General features: G+C 50.4%; 14 protein-coding genes and 1 pseudogene. 6 read left to right on the top strand and 9 right to left on the bottom strand.

All coding sequences use genetic code 11. The features are described 5' to 3' along the window. Window positions 1–384: 384 nt before the first annotated feature. From WH50_RS12055 to WH50_RS26635, 5 genes are all read right to left on the bottom strand, one after another. Window positions 385–2,118, bottom strand: coding sequence for a GGDEF domain-containing response regulator (locus WH50_RS12055; protein WP_110187530.1), 1,734 nt, complete (start codon window positions 2,116–2,118; stop codon window positions 385–387). Window position 2,119: 1 nt separating this feature from the next. Then, window positions 2,120–2,563: a response regulator gene (locus WH50_RS12050; RefSeq protein WP_110187529.1), complete on the bottom strand. Its 444-nt coding sequence runs from the start codon at window positions 2,561–2,563 to the stop codon at window positions 2,120–2,122. Between the two features lie 92 nt (window positions 2,564–2,655). Next, on the bottom strand, window positions 2,656–4,236 hold the full coding sequence (locus WH50_RS12045; RefSeq protein WP_110187528.1) for a sensor histidine kinase: 1,581 nt from the start codon (window positions 4,234–4,236) through the stop codon (window positions 2,656–2,658). Between the two features lie 103 nt (window positions 4,237–4,339). Continuing rightward, on the bottom strand, window positions 4,340–5,395 hold the full coding sequence (locus WH50_RS12040) for a PLP-dependent cysteine synthase family protein (protein ID WP_110187527.1): 1,056 nt from the start codon (window positions 5,393–5,395) through the stop codon (window positions 4,340–4,342). 155 nt (window positions 5,396–5,550) lie between these two features. Further along, the gene (locus tag WH50_RS26635) at window positions 5,551–5,982 is read right to left on the bottom strand and encodes a hypothetical protein (protein WP_110187526.1); all 432 of its coding nucleotides are present in this window, start codon (window positions 5,980–5,982) and stop codon (window positions 5,551–5,553) included. A 200-nt stretch (window positions 5,983–6,182) separates the two neighbouring features. Here WH50_RS26635 and WH50_RS12030 point away from each other — a divergent pair, with 200 nt between their 5' ends. Next, window positions 6,183–7,031 (top strand): CPBP family intramembrane glutamic endopeptidase, encoded by an 849-nt coding sequence (locus tag WH50_RS12030; RefSeq protein WP_110187525.1) that lies wholly within the window; start codon window positions 6,183–6,185, stop codon window positions 7,029–7,031. A gap of 28 nt (window positions 7,032–7,059) precedes the next feature. Here the strand turns inward: WH50_RS12030 and WH50_RS12025 are convergent, their stop codons facing one another. Then, complete coding sequence (locus WH50_RS12025) at window positions 7,060–7,587, bottom strand: GNAT family N-acetyltransferase (protein WP_104154145.1); 528 nt, start codon at window positions 7,585–7,587, stop codon at window positions 7,060–7,062. Between the two features lie 173 nt (window positions 7,588–7,760). Between WH50_RS12025 and xthA the strand changes: the two genes are divergently transcribed. The 3 genes from xthA (at window position 7,761) to WH50_RS12010 (ending at window position 11,507) form a co-directional block, all read left to right on the top strand. Continuing rightward, window positions 7,761–8,573, top strand: coding sequence for an exodeoxyribonuclease III (gene xthA, locus WH50_RS12020; RefSeq protein ID WP_110187524.1), 813 nt, complete (start codon window positions 7,761–7,763; stop codon window positions 8,571–8,573). 543 nt (window positions 8,574–9,116) lie between these two features. Then, a complete protein-coding gene (locus WH50_RS12015; RefSeq protein WP_110187523.1) occupies window positions 9,117–10,088 on the top strand; it encodes a site-specific integrase in 972 nt (323 codons plus the stop codon). 39 nt (window positions 10,089–10,127) lie between these two features. After that, window positions 10,128–11,507 (top strand): PhoH family protein, encoded by a 1,380-nt coding sequence (locus tag WH50_RS12010; RefSeq protein ID WP_110187522.1) that lies wholly within the window; start codon window positions 10,128–10,130, stop codon window positions 11,505–11,507. An 89-nt stretch (window positions 11,508–11,596) separates the two neighbouring features. Here WH50_RS12010 and WH50_RS12005 read toward each other — a convergent pair whose 3' ends face one another. After that, window positions 11,597–12,238, bottom strand: coding sequence for a DNA-binding protein (locus WH50_RS12005; protein ID WP_110187521.1), 642 nt, complete (start codon window positions 12,236–12,238; stop codon window positions 11,597–11,599). Window positions 12,239–12,401: 163 nt separating this feature from the next. Here WH50_RS12005 and WH50_RS12000 point away from each other — a divergent pair. Both WH50_RS12000 and WH50_RS11995 read left to right on the top strand, forming a co-directional pair. Next, window positions 12,402–12,762 (top strand): annotated as a pseudogene (locus WH50_RS12000) (IS110 family transposase); the annotation flags it as partial. 99 nt (window positions 12,763–12,861) lie between these two features. Further along, window positions 12,862–13,971, top strand: coding sequence for an adenosylhomocysteinase (locus WH50_RS11995; RefSeq protein WP_207780280.1), 1,110 nt, complete (start codon window positions 12,862–12,864; stop codon window positions 13,969–13,971). Window positions 13,972–14,011: 40 nt separating this feature from the next. Here the strand turns inward: WH50_RS11995 and WH50_RS11990 are convergent, their stop codons facing one another. Further along, the gene (locus WH50_RS11990; RefSeq protein WP_165838406.1) at window positions 14,012–14,641 is read right to left on the bottom strand and encodes a pyridoxamine 5'-phosphate oxidase family protein; all 630 of its coding nucleotides are present in this window, start codon (window positions 14,639–14,641) and stop codon (window positions 14,012–14,014) included. An 82-nt stretch (window positions 14,642–14,723) separates the two neighbouring features. Further along, complete coding sequence (locus WH50_RS11985) at window positions 14,724–15,929, bottom strand: diguanylate cyclase domain-containing protein (protein WP_110187519.1); 1,206 nt, start codon at window positions 15,927–15,929, stop codon at window positions 14,724–14,726. Window positions 15,930–16,140: the final 211 nt, after the last annotated feature.

The raw sequence follows: 16,140 nt of genomic DNA, 5'->3' as shown, positions 1-16,140 counted from the left end.
AATCGATCTTAGCCTTAGCAGGCTGTTGATAAACGTTATCGAGGCCGCCGAGACAAGGAAATACCCCGAGGGCACAAGAAACAGGCGAAAAAGCGGAGTTTAGTGAGCTAAATGAGCATTTGACTCGCTTTGCTCGCCCCTTCGGGGCCGTGCTAAAGCACGTTCAGCCTTTGGCTGTGAGCCTGTTTTTGACGCGGTATTCGGCAACGCAGATAGATTTTCAACGACCTGTTAGAGCGGCAGCTCAAAGGTCTGAACTATCTTTACTCACCAAGGGACAGGATATAGACGGCATTAAAGTACCAAGGCGTTAAGCAACAGAATGGCAATCAGGGAAGTGACGCCTAATTGAATCAAAGCAATAGAAATCGGCGACCAGCACCGCTAACTCATCAAGCGAGCAGGTTGTGCTTCAGAGGCAGGCGCCAAAAGATTAATCTGAGGCACAGGCTCAGGGTGGGCAATGGCATAACCCTGACAATAATCCACACCGATTTCGACGAGACGATTGTAGATCGTTTCATTCTCAACGAACTCAGCAATGGTCTTCAGGCCAGCCACATGACAGATGCGGTTCACTGACTCGACGATGGCGTAGCTCATCGGGTCTTCACAGATATCTCTGACAAAGCTTCCATCGATCTTGATGAAATCCACAGGCAGATTCTTGAGATAGCCATATGAACTCATGCCAGCCCCGAAATCATCCAGAGCAAAGTGGCAACCTAGTTCCCTTAACCGTCCAATGAACTGACAAGCCTGTTGGAAATTAGACACGGCAGCCGTCTCGGTGATCTCAAAACACAAATTTTCTGGGGAGATACTGTGCAATATCATCTGCTCAGCAACGTAATCGGGAAACAGCGCATCACTCAACGTTGCCCCTGACAGGTTGATGAAATACATACATCGATTACGGTTAAGCTGATGAGCCTCTATATGACGGAAGCATAGCCGCACCATATGCCGGTCGAGCTGATTCATCAGGTGATAACGCTCTGCTGCGGGTATGAATACGCCAGGCGGAATCAGTTTTCCCTCATGCTCCAGCCGCATCAGAAACTCATAAAATGCCGGACGGTCATGGGATTGACCGAGGTTTACGATAGGCTGCCAGTATGCGGTAAAGCGATCTTGCTGCATCGCTTCATTAATGATTTGCACCCATCCCAATTGCTCACGCATGGTCAAGATAGAGCTATCTTGCTCTTCATACACATGTACACGCCCACGGCCTGCATCTTTTGCTGAGTAACAGGCCATATCTGCCGCAGACAGAATAGAATTGGTTTCAGCAAGGGCTGCCGTAATCTCGACGGCTCCCATGCTAGCGCCAATGGAAAACATCTTGCTCTGCCAGTTGAAGCGGAACTGCCGGATTTCATCCTGTAAGTCGTTGGCAAAATCCAGCCCTTCATTGAGGGTGGTGTTTTCCATCAGTATGGTGAATTCATCCCCACCGACACGACAAAGCTGAAAATTACCGGGCAATCGCTGACTGAACAGAGTAGCGACTTGCACTAACAGCTGATCACCAGCTAGATGCCCGCAGCAATCATTTACCACCTTGAAATCATCAAGGTCGATAAAAATCAATGTATGGCGATCATCTGGGCCAATTCTTTTACTAAGCTGATCAAGTGCACGCTCAAAAGCAAAACGATTAAACAGTCCCGTAAGAGAATCATGGAAGGCCATGTAATGCAGGCGCTCTTCAGCATCCCGACGAGCACGATGCGAAGCCACTTCACGCAGCTCACGCTCAATGGACGCTCCCAGGCGAGTAAGATTCTCTTTCAGCACATAATCATTGGCACCGGCCTTCAGCGCTTCGACAGCCAGCTCTTCACCGATACTGCCTGAGACAACGATCAAAGGCATATCCGGGTAATGACTACGGGTAATGGCAATGACATCCGTGGACTGAAATCCAGGCAGACTATGGTCAGTGATCACCAAGTCAAACCGGCCGCCACCTTGCAACTGAGCCTCAAGCTCGCTGGCACTGCTGACTCGGGTCAGGATCAACTCATAACCACTTTTTTTCAAATGGCGAGTAAGCAACAACTCATCGTCAAGAGAGTCTTCAACAAGCAACAACTTAAGGCTGTTAGTCATCTCAGATGGCCATTGGAGGAAGATTGATTTTTAACCAGTAACGCAAAATATTACCGACAGACTCAATGAAGTCCTCAAAATCGACGGGTTTACGTACAAAGCTATTCGCACCCAGTTCGTAACTGGTATGAATATCCTGCGACTCGTTCGATGTTGTCAGCATCACTACAGGATACGTCGACGTATCCTCATGGGTACGTATCTGTCGCAGCACTTCGTGCCCACTTACCCCAGGCAAATTGAGATCCAGCAATACCAAAACTGGTTTTTCATGGATAGGGCGATTCTCAAAACGTCCCTGACGAAACAGATAATCCAGTGCTTCCTGACCATCACGCGCAGTGATCACTTTATTGTAGATATCGTTTTTCTTGAACGCCCTGAGTGTCAGGAGTTCGTCATCAGGGTTATCTTCAACGAGAAGAATAGTTCCTTCACGCAGCATTGGTTTGCCACTCCATGGAGTACTCCGATTGGAATTCAGCTGTTGCAGTCAGCCTCAATCAAGACAAAAAGTTACAGTGTAGACTAAATGCATTAGTCGGCCAGTGTAAAGAAAAAACAACTGCCCTGCCCCGGCGCCGAATCAACCCAAATCTTCCCGCCATGGCGTTTGACAATGCGAGACACTGTAGCCAAGCCAATCCCTGTCCCCTCAAAGTCCTTTTTGTCATGCAGACGTTGAAAAGGTACAAACAGCCTTGCTGCCTGCGTTGTGTCAAATCCTATGCCATTATCCTTTACATAGAAGGCCATGCGTCCATTGATAGCTTCCTGCCCTACATGAATAGAAGCTCGCTCACACCTGGCGCTGTACTTCCATGCATTGCCAACAAGATTCTGCATCACTGAATGCAATAAATTCGGATCAGCATCCACATAGAGTTCAGGTTCAATGGTGACTTCAACTTGCCGGTTTGGCGCTGACAGTCTCAAGTCATTCACGATACCCTGCACCATTTCAGACAGATCGACTTGAGCACAGTTTAAATGTGTACGAGTAACTCGGGACAACTCCAATAAGGAATCAATCAGAGAGCCCATTTGTTGAGCTGCCAGCCTCAAACGTGTGAGATACAGCTTGCCCATGTCGTCCAGCTGCGGCTCGTAGTCTTCCAGTAAGGCATGGCTGTAACCGTCAAGTGCGCGCAGCGGTGCGCGAAGATCATGAGACACCGAATAGGAGAAGGCTTCCAGCTCTTGGTTGACAGCTTCAAGCTCGCGTGTTCGGGCAATAACCCGCTCTTCCAATACCTTATTCAACATCGCCTGAGCATCCACTGCTTCCATGCGCTCCATCTCGGAGGCAATGCGATCAGAAAATATACGGAACAATGTAGAGCAAAAATCAGGATTGGTGATGGGCTTGCGGAACATGGCTCCAAGCACCCCCATGGTGACATTGTGCTGATCAATCAAAGGCGCACCGATATAACCTTCGATCTTGAACGAGCTCAGCTCATTGTCCATGGGAAACAGTCTGGATGCGCCTTCAGCTAACAATTGCAGCTGTTTATCCAGACTATGACTGCTGGCGGTGCCTTCAAGACGATAGGTGATGGGTGTTAATAGTCCCTGTTCACCACAGAAGACAATCATTTCTGCATGCTCGCCATCTGGTTTCAAGCGAGCAACAAACACATACGAAGCCTCCATTGCTTCGCGCATTTTTAATACGAACTGCTCAAAAAAGTCCTGATTGTAGCGTCGGGAAACCCCTGTAATGATGGCGTGGGTTGCCTGCTCTAAAATCTTGCGCTCGGTAATCTCGTGACTGACAGAGCATATTCCCACCAGACGGTGGCGCTTATCATAGACGGGAAACTTTTCAGTTTGCAGGTAAACATCTCTCCCCTGCACTGGATGGAGAAAGTGCTCTTCGACGAATAAAGGAGATGCGGTATCGAGCACCTTCCGATCCATCTCCACATATTGGCGCTGGTCCCCCGCGAACACGTCCTCCGCTTTCCGTCCAAGCACTTGTGCCTCTGTCAGCCCAAACAGATCGAGAAAGCTCTGACTGACACGCTCAAATTCGAGGTTACAGTTCTTGAGAAAAAATATTCCAGGCGAGTGGCGAATCATTGCGCCTATCAGATCAGCTTCAATCTCGTGCATGCAGAACAACTCCTGCGCGGAGGAATAACTGAACTCAATATAGCAAGGGTTTTATATTGCGCCAGCCGAGGGTCTTATAAAAACAATGTGTTAGATATGGACCTCACCACTCCCCTGTACGCACAAAATGCGCAAGTTGCTGACAATAGACTTCCAGATCTCCCACGTTACGACGCACCCAGTCATCGTCATAATAAGTGTCGAGATATCGATCACCGCTATCACAAATTAAAGTCACCACAGCTCCCTGTTCGCCATGAGCTTTCATTCTTGCGATTAACTGCAATGCGCCGTACACATTAGCTCCCGTACTTGCGCCACATTTCCTCCCTAATACACGCTCCAGCCAGTGAATAGTGGCAATAGAGGCCGCATCAGGAATACGCCACATTTCATCCACCACAGATGCGACAAAAGAAGGCTCCACACGTGGACGACCAATTCCCTCTATACGTGAACCCTGGCAAGAGGTTAGAGTTCGGTCGCCACTGCGGTAGTAATCCAGAAAAACCGAGTTATCAGGGTCAACGACACCCAACTGCGTAGACTTACACTGATAACGCAGATACCTGCCAATGGTGGCGGAGGTACCGCCTGTTCCTGCACTCATCACCACCCAGGCAGGTACAGGAAAAGGCTCACGCTCCATCTGTCGAAATATAGATTCAGCAATGTTGTTGTTGCCTCGCCAGTCCGTCGCTCGCTCTGCATAAGTAAACTGATCCATGTAGTGGCCATTCAACTCTTTGGCCAGACGCTGCGATTCGTCATATATGGATGGCGAGGGCACCAGATGACACTGACCACCATAAAATTCAATTTGGCGGATCTTTTTACTGGCAGTTGTCTGGGGGATAACGGCAATGAACGGCAGGCCTAAAAGGCGCGCAAAATAGGCCTCCGAAATAGCGGTGCTACCGCTTGATGATTCAATGATCGTCGTGCCTTCGCGAATCCAGCCATTACACAAGCCGTACAGAAACAGCGAGCGTGCAAGGCGATGTTTGAGACTACCCGTTGGGTGAGTACTTTCGTCTTTAAGATAGAGAGGTGTGTTATCGAGGAAGGGGATGTCGAGCTTTATAAGGTGAGTATCTGCAGAACGCTGAAAGTCAGCTTCGATCTTGCGTATTGCTTCGTGTACCCAGGTACATTGCATAACAAACGCCTCCTGTCATCGAGACGTCCATTATATAAACGTCCAATCACTCGAAGGCAATCACGCTACACCAACCGACCACGCCATCTGGCTGAAAGTGAAGCATCGACAATCAGCCAAATTAGTGTGGAAGGCAGGTAAAGGACGAACCAAATTTACTTGAAGTTTTTCGGGCAGATACGCTGGGTACCATCCGCCCATTTCAGAACGGTCTTGGCAACAGGCTCCCAACTCAAACTGGCAAATTTCACTTTCAACTGGGTTTCGGAGGGGCTGTACTGCTCAAAACGTGCAGTCACAACAGGACCCAGGCTGTCATTCATCTTGATTTCACCGAAGCCGTTGGCATCTTTTACCAGCAGCGCATCCAGATGACTGATCTTGCCAGTATCGCAGCCACGCATGAAAGGCAGCACCTTGCGGTAAACGGTTTTGTAGTCACCAGCAAGAACCAGTCTGACCTCGTCAGCCGGAACAGGCTCCGCTGGCTTAACGACAGCGACGGGCTCTTCCTTTTTTTCCTTTGTCCCAAATAAATTGCATCCTGCAAGTAGGACTGATAACAACAGTACTGATGATTTACGCATACTTTAAAACCTGAAACACCGTGTCCGTTCGGATATTGATTAAAGGAAAATCGAGCACATCTTGCGTGGTTTACGGAGGGGATTCAAGTAGCGGTAACAATTCACTTCTATCGATGCAACAGTGCATGAGTTCAGTGCAACGCTAGGACTTAAGCGCTTTTTCAACATCATTCAATCACCAGAGTGGCCAGATACATACCATGGTTCTTGTCAACTACTTACTTCTCGCCGTCAGTTTGCTTTGCGCCTGGCTACCACAACACCCACGCCGCTGGATGATCCTGACGGCCCTGATGGCTTTGTGTACAGCATCGCTATGCGACACGATATTAACGACGGGAGTGGCAACCTTATTGGTGCTGCTGGGCCTTGCCATTCTTTCAGTTAAGTTCAGCCGCTACAGACAGCTTTTATTGATCTCGATATTCAGTCTTTTAGCCGTTGCACTTTCTTTACACGTCCTACCAGGGTTCAACAATCTTGCCGTGATCGAACATCAACAACTCAAGCCAGACAGTGCCTTCTTTTCGTTGTGGCTAAACTTCGACAAACCGTGGATCGCCTGGATTATTCTTTTTGCATTTAAACCCGCACTGCTACGAAATCTGAATCAATGGCGTACAGCACTCGTCAAAGCCTGGCTGCCGTTGTTAACCACATTGACGCTGACTATGTTGCTCGCTGCAACCGTTGGCCTGATACACTGGCTACCCGCTGTTCCGCCCTACGCCATGATGTTTCTCGCCATCAATTTGATATTTACCTGTGTAGCAGAAGAGTGCTTCTTCCGAATAGTGGTACAAAATCAGCTGCATGAAAGGTTACGTCACCTGCGACATGGTGAAGTAATGGCCATAGTAACAACCGGCTGCCTGTTTGGACTCGCCCATGCGGGAGGAGGTGGGTCTTATATAGCAGTAGCTACGGTAGCTGGCGTGGGATATGCGTGGGTATATCAACGCAGTGGCAGCCTTGAAATGGCAATATTGGCCCATTGGCTGCTCAATACTCTGCACTTTATCGGATTTACTTACCCTGTCGCTGTATAGCGTCCGATGTACTGGCAGCACAATACTCTCAGTACACCTCAGGGAGAGTCTCTACTACCCGCCCCATGACAAATGCGTCATCCCCGTACTGATCACGCTTTTCCTGCAACACCTGCGCACTCTGTGGCTCAGTAGCAAAACCATAGCGCTGCCAAAAAGATCTCGCCCCCTGCACGGCAACCAGCCTCGCATACTGAAATGCATCGGAGCGAGCTTTCTGCAGCGCCTTGTTGACCAGCGTATCCGCTATTCCCCTTCCACGGCCACGCACACTGACAGCAAGATCATGCAGGTAAAAAACGTCCTGTGGTTTGCTGGCAATATCTAATGCAGCATTCAAAGCTGGCACCCCATGCTTATCCCAGGGGTGGCAGATCAGATAAGCTACGACACTGCCATCCACTTCAGCAACCCAGCAGGTACCGGGGGACTGACTGCGCTTATTCTCTAACACGACCAGATCTTCTGGCTCTACATTCTGATAACAGTCCGCCTGCACCCGAATAACCTGCTGCATATCGTCCTGCAGCATGTGGCGAATCACCAAGCCACTCATTTCATACAACCCGCATAACCAGAAAAAAGAACGCAATTCTAACCTTCAATCCGATTGCCGTTAAGCGGCCTAGTCAGCACAACTGGCGTGATCACGGGAACAAAGTAACTGAACAAGCGAGACTGATAGGCTAGAATTCGCCCCTACTTGTAGATCAGATAGAGACTCACAACATGAAGATCATCTCCTTCAATATCAACGGTATCCGCGCTCGACTGCACCAACTTGAAGAGCTGATCAACAAACACCAACCCGACGTCATTGGCCTGCAGGAAATAAAAGTAGCGGATGAGCAGTTCCCTCTGGCCGAGGTGGAGGCCTTGGGCTATCGGGTATATCACCACGGCCAGAAAGGTCATTACGGGGTTGCCTTCATGTGCCGCAACGAACCAACAATGCTGCTCAAGGGCTTTCCCGATGACAGTGAGGATAGTCAGAAGCGCATGATCATCGGCACCTTTACCGATGCAACCGGCATGAACGTCACCGTACTCAATGGCTATTTCCCTCAGGGAGAAAGCATCGACCACCCAGTAAAATACCCTGCCAAACGCGCGTTCTATGCACAGCTGCAACATTACCTGACCAGCCATCACCAGTCTGCAGAGCAGTTAGTGGTCATGGGCGACTTCAATATTTCTCCTCAGGATACCGATATTGGTATCGGCGAAGTGAATCGCAAACGTTGGTTGAAAACCGGCAAAACCAGCTTTCAACCAGAGGAGCGTGAATGGTATCAATTGCTGATGAGCTGGGGATTACAGGACACCTGGCGCCAGCACAATCCCGAGAGGGACGATCTTTACAGCTGGTTTGACTATCGCAGCAAAGGCTTTGAAGACGAACCCAAGCGCGGCCTGCGCATTGATCACATTCTGGCAACACCTGCACTGATGGCAAGACTGCAGGAAACCGGTATTGATTACGATATTCGCGGAATGGAAAAACCATCGGATCACTGCCCAATCTGGGCAACATTTGCCTGATACTGATCTCGTCTAATTGCTGGTTATCGATTCGATAGCCAGCTTTCGTATAGCCCAGCATTTACCTCCGCCGACCGCAGTAGCCAAACTGATCTAACAATACGCAGTTCCATTCTTCCTTAGACTATTACGCACTTTTCCACCGAACGGCTTTTCGTCACGTTAGTGGCCCTTTCTTGTGCTCAGGGACGAATAGATGGATACCGCGCCTATACGTCAGGCACAACCGTCAACTCACTGGCCTTGAGGCTTTACCGCAGCGCGGGCACCTGTCTGGCCTGCCGCTGAATCCTGGCGTTACCACGCTCGCCGTAAGTACCCACCGGCCCCGTCAGGCCTCCGCCGAGGTGTAGAGATACAGGGAAAAAAGTTAAGAATGACCTTCAGCTACAAGACATAACGCTGTCGGGAGGTCATCCACCTCCTCCGTCAGCAACAACCATGAGATAGCTACAAGCCCTTCGACCACACGCATTTCCCTGGTTCAGCGAATACCGATAGCTCACAGCTCAATCAACCCCATATCGCTACTGGAAGCACACGATGACTTCGGCTACTCAAGTCAGCCCATCGACAGGAAGGCGCTACCCGTTTTGTTTGGAAACCTGTATAAAAATCATAGGGAAAGACAAGTTAGTCAGCTCGCTGCTTTCGAAAGATATTCAAGCGCTAAGGATTGCACTTTCAGAGCAATTTGCGCCATCATCAGCTAACTACTATATGGCAGCGTTCTCGGCGATGCTCAGGTGGTGTGAGAAAAATGACTATTGTCAGAAGGAGAATCTCGCAGAAGAACTAAAGGCTTTTCGCATCCTCAAAGGGAAGAGTGCTGATCCATACAGCTACGAGGAGTACCAAGCAATCATCAACGCTTGCCACGAATCCCAACACCGCAATCTAGCGACGTTGGCGTTCTATACAGGATTAAGAACTGGAGAGTTACGCGCTCTATGCTGGAACGCGGTAGACTTAAGTAACTGTGCAATCCACATTAAGCGCCATATAGGCCACCCTCTAGACCCCTTCAAACTCCCGAAACCGGGCCAAACTCGCTCCGTCGATTTGCAACCTCCTGCCATCGCTGCCTTCACCGATCAGAGGCGGTTCAACGCACATATGAACCCCATCGAGATCACCATGCACAATGGCGAATCCCTCAAGAAGCAATCTGTGCTTCCTGTTTTCAACTCTGAATGCATTGCCAAGCGCAAGACTGATTTGGGCATGTATTTGAACTCCGGTACTGGCCACCTTTGGACAACACTGCTCAAGCGAGCCAATGTGAAACATCGGCGTTTCTACCAATGCAGACATACGTTTGCCAGTTGGAACCTAACCAGTCATGGAAACCTAGCCTACATTGCAAAGCAGATGGGTCACTCTGATTTAGAGATGCTCCAATCTGTGTATGGGAAATGGATTGAATCCGCGAGTAAGTCTGAGGCCGAGATGAATTGGTCCCAGATGGAAAGTAAAGGTCATTTTGCCCCAATCACTCCCCAAGAAGATATATAGAACCAGGTAAGTGATTGATTTTTAAGGAGGTATACTACTATGGCCGCATCCCGTCTATATGTACTGGACACCAACGTGCTGCTACATGACCCCCAGTGCCTGTACAACTTTGAGGAACAGGATATTTGCATCCCCATGACGGTGCTGGAGGAGCTAGATGACATAAAGGACAGACAGAAACTGGTATCCAGGGAGGCACGAATAGCGATACATGCCATCGACGATATCGTCCGCGACGCCAAAGTAGGCCAGATTACTAAAGGCATCCCTATACCCTCGATGAGCGGTAAAAAGAAACTTGGCCGCCTGATGATTTTCCCCGATCACGAACTCGCAGACCGTAAAGGCTATCTGCCAAACGGTAGTCAGATTCATGACAACAGCATTATCAACTGCGCTCTGCACTTACAGAGTACGCTGTCGATGCTGGAAGTTGTCCTCGTCACCAAAGATATTAATATGCGCCTAAAAGCGCTGGGGGCGGGTCTCAACCGTGTAGAAGACTATCGGAAAGATCAACTACTGACAGATGTCAGCTTACTGCCAGAAGGCCATCGCCGCCTGGAAGGCGACTTCTGGAAAAATGTCGAAAAGGTACAAACTCAGCGCGACGGTCAGAATGTTTATCACAAAGTATCTGCCGATTTGCTACCTGAAGTGCACGTAAACGAATACCTCTATGATGATGAGGATTTTGCGGCACGGGTCATCAAGATTGAGGCAGATTACATCACCCTGCTGGATCTCAACCGCGAAAAACTGATGAGCCACAGTTGCTGGGGCATCAGTCCGTTGAACCTGCCACAAGCCTTCGCCATGCACTCCATTCTCGATCCCACTCTGGATTTTTGTATCATCAACGGGGCCGCAGGATCGGGTAAAACATTGATGGCACTGGCTTGTAGCCTGGAAATGGTCATCGAGCAAAAACGCTTCAATAAAATTGTAGTAACGCGCAGTACACCACCCGTCGCTGAGGATATTGGATTCTTACCCGGCACAGAAGAGGAAAAAATGACACCATGGTTGAGTGCCATCCACGACAACCTGGAGGCTATGCATGAGGGGGATGACCAGCCGCAAAGCAGTGTTCGCTACGCCATCGAAAAGGGAAACATTCAGTTTAAGTCACTGAACTTTATTCGGGGACGCAGCATTCAGGATGCCATTGTACTGATTGATGAGGCGCAGAACCTGACTCCTTCTCAACTCAAGACGATTCTGACCCGTTGTGGCAAGGGAAGTAAGATGATCGCTTTGGGCAACTTAGCGCAGATCGACAGTAACTACCTGACCGCACTGACGTCTGGATTGACCTATGTCGTTGAGCGTTTCAAGAATTTTGAAGGCTCTGCCAACATTCACTTAACAGGTGTCGTACGTAGCCGCCTGGCAGAATATGCCGAGCAGAACCTCTAACAATTCTGCAGAATGAATGAGCGGGTCGTGAGATTCGCTCATTCAATCATACAAGGGTGCTTTTCAGCAAAGCAGCCTTACTAACATAGTTACTTACTCTTTTCACCCTGTGATGACTGCCACAAATGATAGTATGCATCTGCCTGACGCTCAGCTCGCTCCAGCTGCCTGGTCAAATCACGGACCCGATCAATTTCCGCATTGAGCATTCTCTGGCTGACGATATCCTGCTGCGCTAGGTTACGTTCCATGTCTTTCACCCTTCCCTGCTGAGCAATCAATTGACGCTCTAAATCATTCAGGCTTTGCTGGGCTTGTGACTTTTCACGAATGAGCGTTTCGTTCTGTTCAAGCACACCTTGCAAACGCGACTCCATAGACTTGAGCTGAGCTTGCCATTGCTCTTTCTCTATATCGAGCTGCCGCAGCCGCAGCTGGTGCTCCTTCTCAATTTCCTTCGCTCGCGCACTGAGCTGATCTCTCGAATAAAACAAGGCGTCTTGCCAAAGCTGTCGAACGCTTTTGACCAAGGGTTCAGGCAAATCAGGAATGGCTGGCTCAGCGACTTTGTTTCCTAATAATTGCCACCAGTCATTTAGTGCCTTATTGATCGTAGTTAGACTTCCTTTGCCAAGATGCTCTCTGACTGTCTGCTGAGTTGGCTTGATCCCTTTTGCTAGCAGCTCGTCCGCTATTTCCAACACCCGCTCATAGGTCGAAGGCTCACGCATACAAAACTCCAGTACTTAGTATGTACTATTAATACAAGAGCAAATCGTAAGTAAGTTTCGACGTATAAGCCACAAGATTACATAGCACGAATTCAGAATAGCGAGATTAGCCAAGATCGGGCGCTATGCAGACAGGGTATTTTGCTTTTTGCAGGGAATCATCATGCGAAGCGCTACACTCATTGGCATCGATCTCGTTAAGCTTTCATTCCATGCTCATGTTCAGGATAAGCAGGGGCATACCTTATTGCGTAAGAAGTTTTCCCGTTCCCAGTTAACCGCTTTTTTGCACGTGTACGGCGTCGACGGCGGTCATGGAGCCCTGTGCCTGAGCGCACTGCATGGCCCGTCACATCAGTGCATTAAGCCATCAGGTCAAGCTCACTTCTCCACAGTTCATCCGGCCGTTTGCCCAAAAACGAATAAGAACGACTTCATTGAGGCCGAGGCCATCTGTAACACCATGCACAGAAGAACAGCAGGCGATGTCCGCCCTTCACCGTGTGCGTGAGCCACTGGTGAGAGCGGGTTAATTAACTGCTCTTCCCCTCTCCTTGCCTTGTTCATATCACCGCCAACCGCTAATCTGACCGCTTAGTCAATTTGTTTCAGGACATTTGAACATGTCAGACTCATTTTTACGCTTGGCAGCCTGGTCGCGTTTACAGATGCCACGCACACAACGCGCTCTGCAACAGCTTCCTGATCTTCATGGTGTACGGATGGCCATGAGCATGCATCTGGATATCAAGATGTTGCCATTGGTAGAGGGGTTGCGAGAAAAAGGTGCAGAGCTCTACATCACCACCTGCAACCCGACGACGGTTCGTAATGACGTAGTGGATGCAATGCGCGACTGCGGCGCAGAAGTGAACGCCTGGAAAGATATGCCGATGAGCGCCTATCAGGCCGCCATTCAGCAAGCACTGGCTTGGGAGCCGACCCATCTGAGTGAAATGGGGGCGGACTTCACTTATGAGATTCAGCAACAGCAACGACAGGTGCCGAATATCATTGCCAGTCTTGAGGCAACAGGATCAGGAGTTAACCGTCTGCAAGGCATACTGCCGACTTATCCGATTTTTAACTGGGACGATCTGCCGGTCAAAGAAGGTTTGCACAACCGCCACATGGTCGGACTGACCACCTGGCATGCATTCTTTAATACCACACGACTGAGCCTGCACGAGAAGAAAGTACTGATTGTCGGTTACGGCACTGTTGGCCAAGGCCTGGCTGACAGTGCCCGAGCTTATGGCGGTCAGATCATGGTGGCTGAAGCCGATCCGGCGCGGCGCGTACAGGCTGCCTATGACGGCTGGTTAACGGGTAGCGTAGAAGAGCTCGCCCCTCTGGCCGATGTCATCTGCACGGCGACAGGTGCACATCACGTTTTGCCCTGGTCTGTTTTACAGCAACTGAAAGACGGCTGCTTCTTGCTCAACTCAGGCCACCGACAGGATGAAATTGAGCACGAAGCCCTCGATGCCTGCCCGCATGAGACTGCATTGCCATTGGTTGAGGGGTATACCCTGCCCTCTGGCCATAAGGTCTACCTGATTGCCAATGGCGCCATGGCCAACCTGACTGCAGGTGAAGGAGATAGCCTCAATGCCTTCGACGTGACCCTTGCTGTCATGACAACAGGCATCGGGCATATCGTGGGCGAAGGCAGCCGGGCCTCCGCCGGCGTCTACCTCCTGCCGCAGAAAGTGTGGCAACCCGCACTGTAGTGCTTGGTGGACGGGCGGCGTACTCCTCAGTCCGTCCCGTTCAATAAAGCTGCGTCCGCACTCGCTCCGCAATCTGTGACTCGATCTGCTGTATCTCAGACTCGGCGGTGCCGGGTGCCGTTTGCGCCATCAAGATTCGCCCCAGTGAGGGCATGACCTCTCTGGGCACTTGCGACTCAGCTGACCACAATGCCGAGCGTGTAATGGCTTTAGAGCAGTGGAAATATACCTCCGCTACATCGATAACTATCACCGAGCGCGGTGGCTTGCCCTCATGAGCACATCTTTCCAGCAGCGCTGGCACTACCGAGATACGGGCATGGCCGTTAATCCGTAAGCACTCGGCAAAACCCGGAATCAGTAACAGCAAGCCGACAGCGGAGCAGCGGATGACGTTCTCCAGACTATCGAGGCGGTTGTTACCGGGGCGATCCGGCAACAGTAACTGCCGCTCATTCAAAATCTGCATAAATCCGGGACTATCACCTCTGGGTGAACAGTCTACCCCACCATTGCTATCCGTCGTCGCCAGCAGGGCAAAAGGACACAATACAATAAACTGACTGGCATAGGAGTCCAGCTTATCCAGCTGCTTTTTCTTTACCATCTCAGAAGGCATTGCATAGTGGCTCCGCAATGCCTCGATACTGTCGATCCAACTTTCTTCCATAGATTTATTCTCACTCTTATCCATGCGCTTTTACCTATGTACACTGGCCCGCGCAAAGCATGGGTGAAGACATTTTGCAGGCTTAGTCTCGAAGCACCTGCTCCACTCTCACCGTGTCCGCTTCACCGTTCGCCTTGATACTCACCAATACTGCATTCTCGTGCACAGGCTCAGGCTGAAGGCGGGCTAATAATCGCTGATGTACATGCTCAAACACCTGCACACCGGGCTGCAAGGCTTCCATGGCGGTGCTGATAGCGAACTGAAAGCGCAGCGCCCTGGCTTCAATCCATATGTTCTGAATGTCTGTCTGAATTTGCTGGATCTTGTACTGCGCATCGTCCAGCCCTGCCGGGAACAACATGATGAGTTCACAATGCCCATATCGACCGGCCAGGTCCGTCTCATGGGTGTGTTGTCGGATAGTCTGTGCCAGGGTCACCAGCGCCGCCTCGGCAGCACCATTACCGTAGCGAAAACCCAGCTCATCGAAATGCTCAATACGGCAGATCACTGCAGCGATGACCTGCCCATGTTGCTGCTGCCGCAATAGCTCAAACTCAGACATTTCTACCAACCCCCGACGACTGAGCAGGCCGGTCAGGGGGTCGTGAACTGCCAGACGCTCATACATGATCCGCAGTTTATCTGTCGATAACAGCATAAAACCGAGGCTGCTGCACACCACAGAGCCGCTGAAAGCCATGATGTATGGCTCACGAAACCAGCTGGTATCTGCCACATTACCTGCAGGCGTCAGCAAGCTGATGAGTTCAGCCCACATTCTGACCGCAGCAATCCCGATCGCACCGATGAATGCCGCCAGAATAATGCGCCCTCCGAGTGCCTTGCGAGCCCTTCCATCCGCCAGCAGACAGCGTACGGCCAGCGCGTAATAACCTATGGTCAGTATCATCAGCATGGCCACGCGAGCGGGCTGATTAGGAAACACCAGCGTCAGGGCGGCAACAGGAATAAAGCTGGTCATGATCTGGCTGACACACTGCTGCCAGGATGGAAAACGGTGCAGCAGGTGGCGCCGAATGGCATGCACCTGCAGGATGACGGTGGCCAGATAGGCTGTATTGGCGAACAGCAACAGCAGGACGGGAGAGACGTCAGGTAGTGACAGTAACGTCACGGCGGTAAAGATAAAGGCCAGACAGGCCAATGCCCAGGTTCCGGTGCCTTTGACTGTTCGCGGCAGCGTCAGACGTAATGAGGCGATGATGATGGTGAGCAGCAGGCAGAGTTGCATCAAGACGAAGATATACGTTCGGTAGTCCATACAGCTCCTCCTGATCGTTGTTGGCACCTGCCAGAAATGGGGATGGGCAGCTCAAGCCTGAGTGAGGACCAGCTCGCAGCATTCACTCTGTATTGCTGCCGTCTTGAACATGACTAGCCTGATTAATCTGTAGCGATCACTCCGTGACTACCTAACAGGTCGTTGAAAATCTATCTGCGTTGCCGAATACTGCGTCAAAAACAGGCTCAAA

It is taken from the genome of Pokkaliibacter plantistimulans (assembly GCF_003194385.1).
Taxonomy (GTDB): domain Bacteria; phylum Pseudomonadota; class Gammaproteobacteria; order Pseudomonadales; family Balneatricaceae; genus Pokkaliibacter; species Pokkaliibacter plantistimulans.
Note: the sequence above shows the minus strand (reverse complement) of the source record. Positions and strands in the feature narration are given on the sequence as shown.